Annotated in this window: 17 protein-coding genes and 1 pseudogene; 5 read left to right on the top strand and 13 right to left on the bottom strand. The window is 67.3% G+C overall.

Going from position 1 to position 14600, the window contains the following annotated elements; all coding sequences use genetic code 11:
- The first annotated feature begins 1 nt into the window (after position 1).
- The 4 genes from EPO41_RS29265 to EPO41_RS29250 are packed head-to-tail and all read left to right on the top strand — an operon-like array spanning position 2 to position 3149.
- Positions 2–601 (top strand): Maf family protein, encoded by a 600-nt coding sequence (locus EPO41_RS29265; RefSeq protein WP_296333112.1) that lies wholly within the window; start codon positions 2–4, stop codon positions 599–601.
- A complete protein-coding gene (locus EPO41_RS29260) occupies positions 598–1488 on the top strand; it encodes a shikimate dehydrogenase (RefSeq protein WP_296333110.1) in 891 nt (296 codons plus the stop codon). The genes EPO41_RS29265 and EPO41_RS29260 overlap by 4 nt, the downstream gene beginning before the upstream one ends.
- Positions 1489–1491: 3 nt before the next feature.
- Positions 1492–1944 (top strand): PaaI family thioesterase, encoded by a 453-nt coding sequence (locus EPO41_RS29255; RefSeq protein ID WP_296333108.1) that lies wholly within the window; start codon positions 1492–1494, stop codon positions 1942–1944.
- On the top strand, positions 1941–3149 hold the full coding sequence (locus EPO41_RS29250) for an MFS transporter (protein ID WP_296333106.1): 1209 nt from the start codon (positions 1941–1943) through the stop codon (positions 3147–3149). Before EPO41_RS29255 ends, EPO41_RS29250 begins: the two co-directional genes overlap by 4 nt.
- 140 nt (positions 3150–3289) lie before the next feature.
- On the opposite strand, the gene rho is transcribed toward EPO41_RS29250, so the two are convergent.
- The 11 genes and pseudogenes from rho to ubiE form a co-directional block, all read right to left on the bottom strand.
- The gene (rho, locus tag EPO41_RS29245) at positions 3290–4204 is read right to left on the bottom strand and encodes a transcription termination factor Rho (RefSeq protein WP_363247782.1); all 915 of its coding nucleotides are present in this window, start codon (positions 4202–4204) and stop codon (positions 3290–3292) included.
- Positions 4205–4219: 15 nt separating this feature from the next.
- Positions 4220–4669, bottom strand: a pseudogene (locus tag EPO41_RS29795) (Rho termination factor N-terminal domain-containing protein); the annotation flags it as partial.
- Positions 4670–4875: 206 nt separating this feature from the next.
- Positions 4876–5784, bottom strand: a complete 909-nt coding sequence (locus EPO41_RS29240) for an NAD(P)-dependent oxidoreductase (RefSeq protein ID WP_296333101.1) — start codon at positions 5782–5784, stop codon at positions 4876–4878.
- Entirely contained in the window at positions 5781–6254 is a 474-nt protein-coding gene (locus tag EPO41_RS29235; RefSeq protein ID WP_296333099.1) for a GNAT family N-acetyltransferase, read from the bottom strand. The genes EPO41_RS29240 and EPO41_RS29235 overlap by 4 nt, the downstream gene beginning before the upstream one ends.
- A 3-nt stretch (positions 6255–6257) precedes the next feature.
- The gene (locus EPO41_RS29230; RefSeq protein ID WP_296333097.1) at positions 6258–6692 is read right to left on the bottom strand and encodes a carboxymuconolactone decarboxylase family protein; all 435 of its coding nucleotides are present in this window, start codon (positions 6690–6692) and stop codon (positions 6258–6260) included.
- A 37-nt stretch (positions 6693–6729) separates the two neighbouring features.
- Positions 6730–7194 carry an Rrf2 family transcriptional regulator gene (locus tag EPO41_RS29225; protein ID WP_296333096.1) on the bottom strand — a complete coding sequence of 155 codons (465 nt, stop codon included), beginning with the start codon at positions 7192–7194 and terminating at the stop codon, positions 6730–6732.
- Positions 7195–7211: 17 nt separating this feature from the next.
- Positions 7212–7694, bottom strand: coding sequence for a dUTP diphosphatase (gene dut, locus EPO41_RS29220; RefSeq protein ID WP_296333095.1), 483 nt, complete (start codon positions 7692–7694; stop codon positions 7212–7214).
- Between the two features lie 15 nt (positions 7695–7709).
- Positions 7710–8936, bottom strand: coding sequence for a bifunctional phosphopantothenoylcysteine decarboxylase/phosphopantothenate--cysteine ligase CoaBC (coaBC, locus tag EPO41_RS29215; RefSeq protein WP_296333091.1), 1227 nt, complete (start codon positions 8934–8936; stop codon positions 7710–7712).
- Positions 8937–8949: 13 nt separating this feature from the next.
- A complete protein-coding gene (locus EPO41_RS29210) occupies positions 8950–9690 on the bottom strand; it encodes a sulfite exporter TauE/SafE family protein (RefSeq protein ID WP_296333090.1) in 741 nt (246 codons plus the stop codon).
- Positions 9691–9693: 3 nt separating this feature from the next.
- Entirely contained in the window at positions 9694–11217 is a 1524-nt protein-coding gene (gene ubiB / locus EPO41_RS29205; RefSeq protein ID WP_296333087.1) for a 2-polyprenylphenol 6-hydroxylase, read from the bottom strand.
- Entirely contained in the window at positions 11218–12030 is an 813-nt protein-coding gene (gene ubiE, locus EPO41_RS29200; protein WP_296333082.1) for a bifunctional demethylmenaquinone methyltransferase/2-methoxy-6-polyprenyl-1,4-benzoquinol methylase UbiE, read from the bottom strand.
- Between the two features lie 25 nt (positions 12031–12055).
- On the opposite strand from ubiE, the gene EPO41_RS29195 reads away from it, so the two are divergent.
- On the top strand, positions 12056–12790 hold the full coding sequence (locus EPO41_RS29195; RefSeq protein WP_296333080.1) for an SDR family oxidoreductase: 735 nt from the start codon (positions 12056–12058) through the stop codon (positions 12788–12790).
- Between the two features lie 31 nt (positions 12791–12821).
- On the opposite strand, the gene EPO41_RS29190 is transcribed toward EPO41_RS29195, so the two are convergent.
- Both EPO41_RS29190 and EPO41_RS29185 read right to left on the bottom strand, forming a co-directional pair.
- Positions 12822–13511 (bottom strand): acyl-homoserine-lactone synthase, encoded by a 690-nt coding sequence (locus EPO41_RS29190; protein ID WP_296333077.1) that lies wholly within the window; start codon positions 13509–13511, stop codon positions 12822–12824.
- Between the two features lie 9 nt (positions 13512–13520).
- Positions 13521–14600: an SDR family oxidoreductase gene (locus EPO41_RS29185; RefSeq protein WP_296333076.1), complete on the bottom strand. Its 1080-nt coding sequence runs from the start codon at positions 14598–14600 to the stop codon at positions 13521–13523.

Here is a 14600-nt window from a genome sequence, read left to right as displayed (position 1 = left end):
CATGCTGATCCTCGCTTCCGCCAGCCCCTCACGCCGGCAGATGCTGCAGAGTGCCGGCCTCGATTTCACGGTCGAGACATCGGGCGTCGACGAGGATGAGGTGAAGCTGAGCCTCACCGCAGAAAAGGCGACTCCGCAGGACATCGCCGAGACCCTGGCGGAGCTGAAGGCAAAACGCGTCTCGATGCGACGGCCCCAGGCGATGGTGATCGGCGCCGACACGACGCTCGCCTGCAACGGCCGCCTGTTCGACAAGCCGCCGACGATGGCCGCGGCCCGCACGCAGCTTCAGGCGCTGGCCGGCCAGACGCACGAACTCCATTCCTCGGTCGTCGTGGCGAGGGGCGGCGTGCGCCTCTGGCATTTCAACGAGCGTGCGCGGCTCACCATGCGGCCGCTGCCCGACAGCTTCCTCGATGCCTATCTCGCGCGCGCCGGTGAGGCGGTGACCAGTTCCGTCGGCGCCTACCAGCTCGAAGGCCTGGGCGCGCATCTTTTCACGAAGGTCGAAGGCGACTATTTCACCATCCTCGGCCTGCCGCTGCTGCCGCTGCTTTCGTTTCTCGCCGGGCATGGCATCGGACTGGAGAGAGTCGCATGAGCGCCTACGACACACTTCTCGCCGAGGCCGCCGGCCGGCCCTTCGCCGCCATCGTCGGCTGGCCGGTCGAGCATTCGCGCTCGCCCGCACTGCACGGCTTCTGGCTGAAGCAGCACCATGTCGACGGGCACTATGGCCGCCTTCCCGTGAAACCCGAGCGCGCCGCGCTGGAGGAACTCGTGACGTTCCTCAAGGCGACGCCCAACGCGCGCGGCTGCAACCTCACCCTGCCTCACAAGGTCGAGATCCTGCCGCTGCTCGATCGCATCGACCCCGTCGCCCGCCGCATCGGCGCGGTGAACACCATCGTGAAGCAGCCCGACGGCACGCTGGAGGGCCGCAACACCGACGGGTTCGGTTTCCTCGAAGCCCTCAAGTACAACGCGCCGCACTGGATGCCGGACACCGGACCGGTCGTCGTGCTGGGCGCCGGCGGAGCGGCCCGCGCGATCGTCGCCAGCCTGATCGATGTCGGTGTGCCCGAGCTGCGGCTGGTCAACCGGACGCGCGAGACCGCGGTCGACCTCGCCGTCGCGCTCACCCCGCCGGGCGGACAGCGCATCGTGGTCGGCTCGTGGGACGAGCGTTCGGACCTGCTGCAGGGCGCGACCTTGCTGGTCAACACCACCTCCCTCGGCATGAAGGGCCAGCCAGGGCTCGACATCGACCTCGCGAAGCTGCCGCACGAGTCGGTGGTCTACGACATCGTCTACGTGCCGCTGGAAACCTACCTGCTGGCCGCCGCCCGTTCGCGCGGCAACCGCTGCATCGACGGGCTGGGCATGCTGCTGCACCAGGGGCGGCCGGGCTTCGAGGCCTGGTTCGGCCCCAGGGTCGACGTCTCCGCGGCACAGCGCCATGCGGTCGCAGCCGATCTCGGAGCCTGATCCATGGACGAGAGCAGGCCGCCAGCCTCCGATCCACCAGTCTCCGATCCACCGGCCGGCTACAAGCCGCTGTTCCGCACCAGCCCGTTCCTCGACCATAACGGGCCGTTCTTCTATCGCGAGAATGCCGATGGCACCTTCGTGGTGGGATTGCGCATCCAGCCCAAGCACGCCAACGCACGCGGCGTCGCCCATGGCGGCATCCTCATGACCCTGTGCGACATCTCGCTGGGCTATCGCACGACGCGCAGCCAGACGCCCTCGCCGCTGATCGTCACCGCGAGCGTCAAGACCGACTTCGCGGGCTCGGCGAAGATCGGCGACTGGGTCGAGGCCCATGTCGACGTTCACAAGGTCGGCGGGCGGCTGGCCTTCGCCAACTGCTACCTGAAGGTCGGCGAGGAGCGCATCGTCCATGCGAGCGCGGTGTTCGCCAGGACGGGCGATCGCTCTTGAGGCTCGCCCTGACGGCGTTCCTGCCGTTTGCCCTCGGCTACTTCCTGAGCTTCCTGTTCCGCTCGCTCAATGCCGTGGTCGCGCCGGCCCTGCGCAGCGAACTCGGCCTCGACGATGCAGCCATCGGCGTCGTGACCTCGATGTACCTGGCGGCCTTCACCGCGGCCCAGCTTCCCGCCGGCGTGGCGCTCGACCGCTTCGGCCCGCGCCGCGTGGCGCCGGTCATGCTGCTGGCGACCGCGCTGGGCGCCGTCGTTTTCGCCCTGGGGCAGGACGTCGTCACGCTCAGCATCGGCCGCGCCCTGATCGGCCTTGGCCTGTCGGTCGCGCTGATGTGTGGCTTCAAGGCCAACGTCCTCTACTGGCCGATCGGGCGGCTGCCGCTGGTCAACGCCGTCATGATGACGTTCGGCGGGCTGGGGGCCGCGATGGCGACGCGCCCGGTGCAATGGCTGCTGGTCGACTTCGACTGGCGGCAGATCTTCCTGGGTCTCGGTGCCGTCACGGTCGCCGTCGCGCTCTACCAGCTGCTCGCCGCTCCGCGATACGAGCGGGGCGGACAGGGCCGCCTGGCCGACGAGCTGCGCGGCCTGGCCGGCGTTCTCCGGACGCCGCTCTTCTGGAAGGCCGGGCTTGCGCCGACCTTCTCGCTCGGCGTCTGGGTCTGCTATGCAAGTTTCTGGGCGGCGGGATGGCTGCGCGACGTGGCCCACCTCGACGAGCAGTCGGTCGGTGTCGCGCTGTTCGCCCTCTCGCTCGCCATCGTCCCCGGCTACTTCTTCAGCGGCATGATTATCGACCTGCTGCACAGACGTGGCGTGCGCGGCGGCCGGGTGTTGCTGGTCTACGGATCGCTGTTCCTGGCCATCCACGTGCCGATCGCACTCAACGTCACGGCGGCGCCGAAGCTCCTGTGGTTTGCCTATGTGATGTTCGGCGGCATGTCGGTGGTCTGCTACGCGCTGGTGACGCGCGCCTTCGCGCCCGAGCTGGCGGGCCGGGTCAACACCACGCTCAACCTCATCTGCATGCTGATCGCCTTCGTGGTGCAGGCGGCGATCGGGCCCGCGCTGGCCTGGATGGACGCAGTGCATGGCCTGTCGCGCGCCGAGGCGCATCAGGTCGTGACCATCGTCTTGCTGGTGCTACAGGCGATGATCTGGCTGTGGTTCGCGGCGAGCCGGGAGGCCCGGGATCTGCCGTAAATGAGAAGAGCGCCGATTACTTCGGCGCTCTCCTGAGTTCTTGTCTTTTCTGAGCCGTGTGGGTCGGCGCTGTTTACGGCGCCTGACTCGCGCTTGGTTACAAGCGCTGCCGCCTACCGTAGGCGCGCGCGAGCGCGCGCCTACTGATTCATCGACCCGAAGAAATCCTGGTTGGTCTTCGACGTACGGAGCTTGTCGAGCAGGAACTCGATCGCATCCACCGCGCCCATCGGCATGAGGATGCGGCGCAGCACCCACATCTTCGACAGCGTCGCGCGGTCGACCAGCAGCTCCTCCTTGCGGGTGCCCGACTTGGTGATGTCGATCGCCGGGAAGGTGCGCTTGTCGGAGACCTTGCGGTCCAGGATGATTTCCGAGTTACCGGTGCCCTTGAACTCTTCGAAGATGACCTCGTCCATGCGGCTGCCGGTGTCGATCAGGGCGGTCGCGATGATGGTCAGAGAGCCGCCTTCCTCGATGTTGCGGGCCGCACCGAAGAAGCGCTTCGGACGCTGGAGCGCGTTGGCGTCGACACCGCCGGTCAGCACCTTGCCGGAACTCGGCACGACGGTGTTGTAGGCACGACCCAGCCTCGTGATGGAATCCAGCAGGATCACCACGTCCTTCTTGTGCTCGACCAGGCGCTTGGCCTTCTCGATCACCATCTCGGCGACGGCGACGTGACGGCTGGCCGGCTCGTCGAAGGTCGAGCTCACGACCTCGCCCTTCACGGTGCGCTGCATGTCGGTCACTTCCTCGGGGCGCTCGTCGACGAGCAGCACCATGAGGAAGACCTCGGGATTGTTGGCGGTGATGGCGTGCGCGATGTTCTGCAGCAGCACCGTCTTGCCGGTGCGCGGCGGCGACACGATCAGGGCGCGCTGGCCCTTGCCGATCGGCGCGATCAGGTCGATCACGCGGGTCGAGATGTCGAGCTGCTGCTGCGCCGTCGTGCCGGCCTTCTTGGTCAGCGTGCCGGTGCGGCGCGTGCCGACGCGGCCCGACGAAGTCGCCTTCGAACCGCCTACCGCTTCCTCGGTGACGACCGGCGCCATGGCGGCGGCACCGCCGTCGAGTTCGAGCTTCAGCTTCTCGTCGGGATAGAGCGGCGTCAGCGAGTCGAAGTTGATGCGATGGCGCAGCGCGTCGGGATCGTCGAAGTTGATCTTGTTGATCTGCACCATGGCGAAGTAGCGCTCGCCGTCCTTGGGCGCGCGGATCTCGCCTTCGACCGTGTCGCCGGTGCGCAGGCCGAACTTACGGACCTGCTGGGGGCTGACGTAGATGTCGTCGGCGCCGGGCAGGTAGTTGGCTTCCATCGAGCGCAGGTAGCCGAAGCCGTCGGGGATCACCTCGATGGTGCCGACGCCGAAGATCGCCTGGTCGGCGGCGGCAAGCTTCTGGAGGATGGCGAACATCAGCTCCTGGCGGCGCATCATCGCCGCACCCTCCACGCCCTGCTCTTCGGCAAAGGCCAAGAGTTCGGGGGGCTTCTTCTTCTTGAGGTCCTGGAGATTCATGGGTCTTCGATCTGGTGGGGGAAATGACGCACGCGCTTGCAGCGGCCGGAACGGCCGAACCTGAAAACAGCGCTATGTCGTACTGGATGGGCCCCATCGAGTTGCCGCCGGGGAGGCAGCGCCAAGGGCCCTAGGTGGCGTTTATATAAACGCCACCCCCGGCTCTGTAAAGACGGCCTCCACCGCGGCGGATCGCCCGGACCTCGTCACTCCCTATCGGCCAGCATCTCGGCGTAGCGGAAGATCTCGGTATGGTCGGCGCCCTTGCCGAGCTTGGCATCGGCGTCGGTCCAGTAGGCCACAGCCTGCTCCAGGCCGGGTACATGCAGCTTGAGATGGGCAGCGACGTCGCCCGCGGTGCGCAGGTCCTTGGCCATGAGAGCCGTCGTGAAGCCGGCTGCGAAGGTCTTCGACACCACGAACTGGCGGCCCTTCACCTCGGTGGCGTTGCTCTTGCCGGTCGAGCTGTTGAACACATCCACCATGGTGCCCGGATCGAGGCCGAAGGATTCACCGACGACCAGTGCCTCGCACATCGCGACCAGGCCGGCGGCCGACAGGTAGTTGTTGAGCGCCTTCAGCGCATGGCCGGCGCCGGCGGGGCCGCACAGCGTGATGGTTTTGCCCATCGCGCCGAAAACGGGCCGCGCGCGCTCGAGGTCGGCGGCCGCACCGCCCACCATGATGCTGAGCGAGCCGTCGACCGCGCGCTTCACGCCGCCCGACACCGGCGCGTCGAGCAGGGCCACGCCGCGGGCGGCGAGGTCCTTCGCGAGCTTCTGCGTGTCCACCGGATTGGACGAGCTCATGTCCATGACGACGGCGCCCGCCTCCAGCCCCTCGATCGCGGGGTCGCGCCCTTCGAGGATGGCCTGCCGCACGATCTTGCCGTCGGGCAGCATGGTGATCAGCGCCGCGGCGCCCTGGGCGGCGGCCTTCGCCGACGCCGTGGCCAGCGCCGAGGGATGGGCGCCGACGAAATCGGAGACCGCCTTCTGCGACACGTCGAACACGCGCAAGGCGAAGCCGGCTTCGACGAGGCGTTTCGCCATCGGGCGGCCCATCATGCCGAGACCGATGAAGGCGATGGTGGCGGGAGGCGCGAGCGTGGTCATGACGAAGCTCCTGACGTGAGGTCGTATTCATAGAATGGCAGGACGCGGCCGGGAATCGCATCCGACGGCTCGTTTCGCAGGAAGCGCGCGCCCATGCGTTCGTAGAAGGGCGCGGCGTTCACGTCGGCGAGAATGGTCATGCGCCGGTATCCCAGTTCCCGCGCCAATGCGACGGCGGCCTCGAACAGCGTCCGTCCCGTCCCGCCGCCGATCGCCGAAGGCTCGACGAACATCAGCGCGAGTTCGGCATCGTCGCCGTCGCGACCGACGCTGACGGTGCCGGCCGTCCGGCCGGAATCGTCGGTCGCCACCAGCACGCGGCCCTCGGCGATGCTCTGCTCCTCGATCGTGAGCGAGGGCACGCAGAGCCGCATGAACTCCGCGTCGTAGCCCCAATGGGCCTTCGAGCGCAGGCAGAGCGCGGTGAGGCCTGCCGCCTCACCGGGCCGTGCCGGCCGAACCGAGGCCATGGTTCAGATGCCGCGGTCCTTGAAGACGTCGCGGGCGGTCTTGAAGGCGTCGAGGCTCGCGGGGATGCCGCAATAGATCGCGACCTGGAGGAAAATCTCCTTGATCTCGTCCTTGGTGAGGCCGTTGTTCAGCGCGCCGTTGATGTGCAGCTTGAGTTCGGGGCCGCGATTGAGCGCCGCCAGCATGGCGAGGTTCAGCATCGAGCGGTTCTTCTTCGACAGGCCCGGCCGCGTCCAGGCATAGCCCCAGCAGTATTCGGTGGTGATGTCCTGGAAGGCCATCATGAACTCGTCGTCGGCAGCACCTGCCAGCGAATTGTCGACGTAGGCCGCGCCGAGCACGGCTTTGCGCATCTTCATGCCCTCGTCGTAGAGCTTCTTGTTGCGCGGTGCGGGTTTGGCTTTCTTCGCCTTCGCGACAGCGGTCTTCTTGGCCATGTCTTGCTCCTCCGGATAAAAACCGGGGAGCTGTATATCAGATCGCCGCGTGGCCTGCGTGTGGCGGCTGTGGCGCCGAGACGGCGAGCCCCTTCGAGCGGGCCTGTTGGCAGAGATCCTCGATGGTGACGTTGTCGAGCTGCGCCATCATCTCCTCGCGCAGCTGCTCCCACAGCGGCCAGACCACTTCATGGGCGAGCGGCGAGCCGACCGAAGGATCGCTGGGCTCGGATTCGACCTCGAGGTTTCGCACCACCCGGACGACCTCGCCCAGGGTGATGCTGGTCTTGTCCCGACCCAGCCGATAGCCGCCGCGCGGCCCGCGTTTTCCGGACAGGATGCCGGCGCGCACCAGATGCTGCAGGACCTGCTCGAGATAACGCTTGGGAATTCGCTGGCGCTCGGTGATGTCACCGCTGCGCACCGGGTGATCGCCGACATGGAACGCCACGTCGAGAACCGCCTCGATCGCGAACATCGTCTTTTTGCTGAGGCGAGGCATCCCGTTCTCGTCCCTCTTCAGGCCCTCTTGAGTGAGCCGGCCGTTACTCCCGTCGAACCAAAGCCGCCCGCACCCCGTGCCGTTTCGTCGAGGGCCGAGACCTCTCGCCAGACGGCACGGGCATGTCGGGCAATGATAATCTGTGCAATTCGCATGCCGCGTTCGATGCGGAACGGCTCCTTGCCGAGATTGATCAGGATGACGCCGACCTCGCCGCGATAGTCGGCATCGATGGTCCCGGGGGCGTTGGCGACCGTGATTCCGTGCTTGGCGGCCAGTCCGGAACGGGGCCGGACCTGGGCCTCGAACCCTGGGGGCAGGGCAATGGAGAGGCCGGTCGGGACGATCCGGCGTTCGAGCGGCGCCAGCTCGATATCCTCTTCGATGGCGGCCAGCAGGTCGGCCCCGGCGGCGGCGGCCGTCGCATAATCAGGCAGCTGCAGGCCCTGCCCGTGGGGCAGCCGCACGATCTCGATCTCGATGCTCTCGACGCCCGCCATCGGCCCCCCGTTGAATTACTCCGCAGCCTGCTTCTTGCCTGCCTGCGCGAGATGCAGCGCGATCCGGCCCGCGAGCCGCATGGCGACATCGCCCTTGCCGAGCGGTGGCCAGTCCTCGACGCCCGCTTCCGTGATGAGATGCACCGTGTTGCGCTCGCCGCCGAAAGTGCCGGTGGCCGGCGACACGTCGTTGGCCACGATCCAGTCGCAGCCCTTGCGGGTGCGCTTGTCGACGGCATTGGCCACCACGTTCTCGGTCTCGGCGGCGAAGCCCACCACCAGTGCCGGCCGCCGGGGTCCGGCCTTGGAGAGCGTCGCCAGGATGTCGGGGTTGGGCGCCAGTTCGAGCGCCGGCGGCGGGGCGCCTGCCTGTTTCTTGATCTTGCCGGTGGCCGGCCTGGCAGCCTTCCAGTCGGCCACGGCGGCGGCGCAGACGGCGATGTCGAGCGCCCCGGCCTCCAGGCTGGCCGCCAGCATCTGGTCGGCCGATTCCACCCGCACGACCTTAACGCCCGTCGGATCGGGCACGGCGACCGGTCCGCTCACCAGGGTCACGTCGGCGCCGAGCTCGGCCAGCGCCGCGGCGATGGCATGGCCCTGCTTGCCCGAGGAATGATTGGAGATGAAGCGCACCGGATCGAGCGCCTCGCGCGTCGGACCGGAGGTCACCAGCGCGCGCCTGCCGGCGAGCGGCCGGTCGCGCACCAGCATCGCCTCGATCGCCGCCACGATCTCGAGCGGCTCGGACATGCGGCCGGGACCGAATTCGTTACAGGCCATGGCGCCGTCGTTCGGGCCGACGAAGGTGACGCCGCGCTTCTTCAGCGTCTCGACATTCGCCACGGTCGCGGCATGCGTCCACATGCGCACGTTCATCGCCGGCGCCGCGAGCACCGGCTTGTCGGTGGCGAGCAGCACGGTCGCGGCGAGATCGTCGGCCAGGCCGCCGGCCATGCGCGCCAGCAGGTTGGCGGTGGCGGGCGCCACGACCAGCAGGTCGGCGTCGCGCGAGAGCTGGATATGGCCCATCTCGCTCTCGTCGGTCAGCGAGAACATGTCGCTGTAGACGCGGTCCTCCGTCAGGGCCTGCAGCGAGAGCGGCGTCACGAATTTCGCGCCGGCCTCGGTGAGCACGCAGCGCACCGAGGCGCCACGTTCGCGCAGGCGCCGGATCAGATCCAGCGACTTGAAGGCGGCAATGCCGCCCGCGACGATCAGCAGGATACGCTTGCCGTGCAACATGGCTTTCAGCCTATCACAAGAGCCGGGTGACGACAGTATAGAGGCCGGTGGCCAGCAGCGCCCAGAACACGGCCAGGCGGAACTGCTCGACCGAGAGGCGCGAGCGGATCTGCTGGCCGAGCCACATGCCGCCGATGGCCGGCACGATCGCGGCCCCCGAGACGATCGCCCGCGGCCCGTCGAGCACGCCGAAGAACAGCAGCGACGCCGTCAGCGTCAGGGACGTGGCGCACAGCACCACCCCCAAAGTCTGCACGAGTTCGACCGGTTTGATGTCGAGCCCCTGGAGATAGGGCATCAGCGGAACGATCGGCACGCCGACCACGCCCGCCACGAAGCCCGACACGACGCCGATGACGGGCGCCAGCGGCTTCTCGAGATCGGCGTGGATCGTGAGTCGTATGCGGAACAGGCCGAGCGTGCTGTAAATGATCAGCACCGTGCCCAGCACCAGGAAGGCCCAGCCGGGGCCCTTCTGGCCGACCAGCCAGACCGTCAGGTAGAGCACCACCGCGAGCGGCAGGATCAGCGGCCACTGTCGGCGCACGATGTGCCAGAAATGGCCACCGACCGACGCCTGCCAGACGTTGGTGACGACCGTCGGCAGTGCGATCAGGGCGATCGCCTCCGACAGCGGCAGAAAAAGCGACATCAGTGCGATGGAGATGGCCGGGAGACCCAGTCCGACCAGTCCCTTGACGGTGCCAGCGAGCAGGAAGATCGCCAGCCCGATGACGATTTGATCGGTGCTCACGGGTCAGTGCCACCACGCGGCGATGGCGGCGATCAGCGCGAGAACGGCCACGATTTCGGCAAAGCGCGGGCGCGACCGGTTGCTCTGGGACGGCTGGTCCGCGTTGCGCTCGGCCTTGCGGCGCTCGTGCTCGGCCACCACGTGCAGGCTGTCGATCAGGCGCGGCAGGCGGCGCAGGCCCTGGGCGAGATCGTCGACCGCGCGGCCCACCGTGGCGCGCGGGCCGAAATGGGTGACCATCCAGTCCTCGATCAGGGGCCGCGCCAGCTCCCAGATGTTGACGTTGGGATTGAGCTTGGTGCCCATGCCCTCGGCCATCAGCATGGTCTTCTGCAGCAGCAGGAGCTGCGGCTGCGCGCTCATTTCGAACTGCTCGGTGACCCGCAGCATCTGCGCCAGCAGGCGGGCGATCGAGATCTGGTGGCTGGGCTTGCCGAAGATCGGCTCGCCGATCGAGCGGCAGGCCTGCGCGAAGATCTCGAGCGACTGGTCGGGCGGCACGTAGCCCGCCCGGAACTGGACCTCGGCGACGGCGCGATAGTCGCGGCGCAGGAAGGCGACCAGCAGCTCGGCGAGATAGCCGCGCGTATCGGAGTCGACCCGCCCCATGATTCCGAAATCAACCGGCACGATGCGGCCCTGGCGGTCGACGAAGGCGTTGCCGCCATGCATGTCGGCATGGAAGAAGCCGTCGCGGAACACCTGATAGAAGAAGGCCTCGGCGCACTTCCGCATGATCTCGTGCGGATCGTGCCCGGCGGCGATGATGGCGTCGCGGTCGCCGATCGGGATGCCGTCGACCCGCTCCTGCGTCATCACGCGCTCGGCCGTGCGGTCCCAGTCGATCGTGGGTGCGCGATAGTTCGGATCGTCGGCGAAGTTCTCCCCCAGCTCCTCGGCCGCCGCGGCCTCCATGCGCAGGTCCATCTCGACCCGCACCACGTCGGCGAAGGCGCGCACCGATTCGACCGGCTTCAGGCGGCGGAAGCGCGGCTGCGTGCGCTCGACCAGCTCGGCCATCCAGTAGAAGAGATCGAGGTCCTGCTCGAAGGCCTTCTCGATGCCCGGCCGCAGCACCTTCACGGCGACGTCGCGGCCATCGGTCGTGACCGCGAAATGAACCTGCGCGATCGACGCCGCCGCCACCGGCACGTCGTCGAAGCTCGAGAAGATCGCGCCGAGCGGCTGGCCCAGCTCGCTTTCGATGATGCGGCGGGCCTCGCTGCCGGGAAACGCCGGGATATGGTCCTGAAGGCGCGCGAGATCGGCGGCGACCTCCTCGCTCAGCAGGTCGGCGCGGGTCGACAGTGCCTGGCCGAGCTTGATGAACGAGGGGCCCATGTCCTGCAGCGCCGCCGCCAGCCGCTCGCCCGGACGGCGCAGGTCGCTGCGCGGCGCAAACAGGCGCGCCCAGGCGATCAGCGCCGGCGCGATGCCCAGCGTCTCGAGCGGAAACAGCGCGTCATGGCGCGCGAAGCTCACCGCCATGCGCAGCAGGCGCCAGCCGTTGCGGAGTGCACGGAACATCTAGATGCGCCAGCCCTGATGCAGGGCCACGACACCGAGCGACATGTTGCGCCAGGAGACGTTGGCGAACCCGGCCGCCCGCATGCGCTCCGCCAGCTCGTGCTGCGGCGGGAAGCGGCGGATGCTCTCGTGCAGGTAACGGTAGGAGTCGGCGTCCCGGGCGATGACCTTGCCGAAGAACGGCAGGGCGCGCTCGGAATAGGCATCGTAGACGCTGGCGACCGGCGCCGAGGTCACCTTGCTGAATTCGAGGCAGTAGAAGCGCCCGCCCGGCTTCAGGACGCGATGGGCGTCGCGCAGCGCCTGGTCGATGTCGGTGACGTTCCGCAGGCCGAAGGCGATCGTGTAGGCGTCGAACGAGCGGTCCGGGAACGGCAGGTGTTCCGCATCGCCCGTCGTCCAGGTGAGCCCCTGCAGCAGACCGCGATCGACGGCACGGTCGCGCCCGACCTCGAGCATCGCCGGATTGATGTCGCAGACGGTGACGTCGGGCCGTTCGCCCTGACGACGCAGCAGGCGGAAAGCGATGTCGCCGGTGCCGCCGGCCACGTCCAGAAGCTTCTCGCCCGGCCGCGGATTGACCACATCGACCATGGCGTTCTTCCAGAGCCGGTGAACCCCGCCCGACATCAGGTCGTTCATCAGGTCGTAGCGCGGCGCCACGCTGGCGAAGACCTCGCGCACCAGCCCGGCCTTTTCGGCAGCCGGCACGTCGCGGAAACCGAAGGACGCACGGCCGTCCGGGGCCAGATCCTCGAGGGTCTGGCCCTCGGGGCGGGCTGCGCTAGGATCGTCGGGGGAGGCTCGGTCCATGGGGCCGCAACCTAGAGGAATCGCCATGACGCTTAAAGACCGGGTCATCCTGATCACCAACGTCGAGAAATTCGCAGGCCACGGCACCACAAGGGTCGCTTTGGCCCAGGGCGCGACCGTCCTGGCGCACGATCCGTCGTTCGAGGCGCCGAGCGCACGGCGCAAGTACGAGGCGGAGTTCCCGGGCGCCCATGCCCTCTCGGCGACCGAGCCGGCGACGATGGTCGAACTCGCCCTGAAGCGGCATGGTCACATCGACGCACTGGTCAACAACGACGCCTATCCCGCCCTGCGCGCGCCGCTCGGCGAGGCCCGGATCGAGGATTTCCGCGATGCGTTGGAAGTCATGGCCGTGGCGCCGTTCCGGCTGACGCAGCTCGTCGCGCCGTCGATGCGCAAGCGCAAGTCGGGCCGCATCGTGTTCGTCTCCTCGGCGGCCCCGCTGCGCGGCATTGCCAACTACGCGCCCTATGTCTCGGCGCGCGCCGCCGGCAACGGTCTCGTCTCCTCGCTCGCCAAGGAGCTGGGCCGCGACGGCATCACGGTGAACGCGGTCGGCTCGAACTATGTCGAGAACCCCGACTACTTCCCGCCGGCGCTGCTCGCCAACAGCGAGGCCATGGCCAAGATGACGGCACAGATCCCGCTCGGCCGCCTCGGCAAGTCAGAAGAGCTGGGCGCCACGATCTGCTTCCTCTGCTCCGACGGCGCCGGCTTCATCACCGGGCACGTCCTGCCCCACGCCGGCGGCTGGGCGTGACCAGACCAACGGGCCCCAAACGCAGGCCGAGCTATCGATTCTCCATCCCGCTTCCCATCAAGACTGCCAAGTCAGGCATTGGAACCCCAGCATTGTTCCATTCCAGGAAGGCCGGGTCGCCAAGAGCCATACGCACATAGGCCTCCGCCAAGTCGAGGCAAGCCACGCAAGTTCTGCCTCGCGGGTCGAATCGGACGGTGGGGCTGATGATCTTGAATGGCAGGTAGTCGACGCGCCGCAACCGTTCGATCAGCGCCCGATAGGCGATGACGTACCAATAGCGGCTGCCGGATCGAATGGAATGCTGGTAGGCGGCGCGGCGCAAGGCCTGAGCGGCCGTATATCCCCGGTCATCCGTCAGGCCTGCAACGCCAGGCAGGGCGCCCAGGCGCGAGACTTCGGCCGACTGGGCCCGCGGATAGTTGGGATCGAGGCCATGCTCGATCAGATCAGAAAATGGCCGCATATCGAGCATCCAACGTCGCGCCATGGGGGGAGTCACCCGGATGCTTCCCGCGACAGTGCCGTCTCCGACGATCAGGCAGAAGTGCGCGGACTGAGCATCGATGTCGTCGCGGTCGACGCCGTCTTCACCCAGCACCTCCCAGCCGAGATAATGGCCGAAATATTCGCTGCGAAACCGGAAGTAGGCCTCGCACTTTTGGGAGTCGCGCAGGTTCAGCTGCTCGACCCGAAAGGAACCCGCTCCCACTGCCGCCATCACGGATTCCTACTCCGGAATGAGATAGGGAGCAGTCGAGCCGCAATAGCGGGTCGAGATGTCGATGCCTTTCATCTCCTCGACTGTCGCAGCGGCGATCATCGAACTGAATTCACCGATGGTCGGCAGCCGCCCAACCTGCCGCTTACGACGTGCCACGAAGCCCGGCACGGCGCGATCCAACAGCATTGCAGTTGTCGTGCCTTCGATGATGTCTCCACTTACGACCCTGAGATTGGGTCGCCGGCTGGAAGCGAGCGAGACCATGCGCCTCAGGGTTTGCTCACCGCGCTGCTTCGAGTGCGCTACTTTCTCGTAAATCGGAAGGACCGGTTTACCCGGGTAGAAATGCGCGCCATGGCTGGTCACGTAGATGATGGCGAGGCCGTCGTCGCATCTCGGGATCAGGGCCGAGACGAGGGCAATCTGAGCGAAGCAGTTGAGCGCAAGCGCGTAGGAGAGCCCCTTGCCCGCCTCCAATCCGCCGCTGGCGTTCAGAACGATTGCATCGATTGGCCCGTGATCCAGAGCCTTCCGAGCAACAATCTCGGGTTCATCGTCGCGAGAAAGATCACCTTCGATCAAATGGCACTTCTGGCCGAGCGCTTCGATGGTACTGGCCACCCCAGCGGCCCGGCGGCGCTTCTCGCGATAGCAGATGGCGACCTCCAGGCCGCGCTGGGCCAAAGCCAACGAGATTCCGGCACCAATTCCACGGGAAGCGCCCGTCACGAGCACCCGCCGGGGACGGGACCTCCTGCTCGCACCGGCAAGCGGGATTTCCAGACCTCGGCAGACATCTCGAAACTTCGCGGCGAATGGGTAACGTTTGTTGAAGGTATCCTCCATCAATACATCCATGATCGGATGTCGGCGGATGACGGTGGCCACCTCGGCGACCTTGCTCGTCTCAGTCGCCGCATCCCACATTTCCGCCAGAAACGCGGCAAGTTTCTGGACGTCCTGCGCTTCTCGACCCGACTGAATCGCCGACCAATGCCGATCCAGCTCTTCGTCGAGGGCCGCCACGGCAGCGCTGTCACCCAAGTAAGCCGGCGATGCTTGCTGAACATAGGCGGTATCAGGCAT

The sequence above is a fragment of the Reyranella sp. genome, from assembly GCF_004297265.1.
Lineage (GTDB): Bacteria > Pseudomonadota > Alphaproteobacteria > Reyranellales > Reyranellaceae > Reyranella.
This window is presented reverse-complemented; position numbering and strand designations above follow the sequence as displayed.

What these genes read in the sequence shown, in the direction of transcription:
- EPO41_RS29235 (WP_296333099.1), bottom strand. Translation starts at nt 6,254, where the DNA reads ATGGCCTCGGTTCGGCCGGCACGGCCCGGTGAGGCGGCAGGCCTCACC.
- EPO41_RS29195 (WP_296333080.1), top strand. Translation starts at nt 12,056, where the DNA reads ATGACGCTTAAAGACCGGGTCATCCTGATCACCAACGTCGAGAAATTC.
- EPO41_RS29240 (WP_296333101.1), bottom strand. Translation starts at nt 5,784, where the DNA reads ATGACCACGCTCGCGCCTCCCGCCACCATCGCCTTCATCGGTCTCGGC.
- EPO41_RS29255 (WP_296333108.1), top strand. Translation starts at nt 1,492, where the DNA reads ATGGACGAGAGCAGGCCGCCAGCCTCCGATCCACCAGTCTCCGATCCA.
- EPO41_RS29185 (WP_296333076.1), bottom strand. Translation starts at nt 14,600, where the DNA reads ATGCCTGATACCGCCTATGTTCAGCAAGCATCGCCGGCTTACTTGGGT.
- EPO41_RS29260 (WP_296333110.1), top strand. Translation starts at nt 598, where the DNA reads ATGAGCGCCTACGACACACTTCTCGCCGAGGCCGCCGGCCGGCCCTTC.
- rho (WP_363247782.1), bottom strand. Translation starts at nt 4,204, where the DNA reads ATGGCGCCGGTCGTCACCGAGGAAGCGGTAGGCGGTTCGAAGGCGACT.
- EPO41_RS29225 (WP_296333096.1), bottom strand. Translation starts at nt 7,194, where the DNA reads ATGCCTCGCCTCAGCAAAAAGACGATGTTCGCGATCGAGGCGGTTCTC.
- coaBC (WP_296333091.1), bottom strand. Translation starts at nt 8,936, where the DNA reads ATGTTGCACGGCAAGCGTATCCTGCTGATCGTCGCGGGCGGCATTGCC.
- EPO41_RS29265 (WP_296333112.1), top strand. Translation starts at nt 2, where the DNA reads ATGCTGATCCTCGCTTCCGCCAGCCCCTCACGCCGGCAGATGCTGCAG.
- ubiE (WP_296333082.1), bottom strand. Translation starts at nt 12,030, where the DNA reads ATGGACCGAGCCTCCCCCGACGATCCTAGCGCAGCCCGCCCCGAGGGC.
- EPO41_RS29190 (WP_296333077.1), bottom strand. Translation starts at nt 13,511, where the DNA reads ATGGCGGCAGTGGGAGCGGGTTCCTTTCGGGTCGAGCAGCTGAACCTG.
- ubiB (WP_296333087.1), bottom strand. Translation starts at nt 11,217, where the DNA reads ATGTTCCGTGCACTCCGCAACGGCTGGCGCCTGCTGCGCATGGCGGTG.
- EPO41_RS29230 (WP_296333097.1), bottom strand. Translation starts at nt 6,692, where the DNA reads ATGGCCAAGAAGACCGCTGTCGCGAAGGCGAAGAAAGCCAAACCCGCA.
- dut (WP_296333095.1), bottom strand. Translation starts at nt 7,694, where the DNA reads ATGGCGGGCGTCGAGAGCATCGAGATCGAGATCGTGCGGCTGCCCCAC.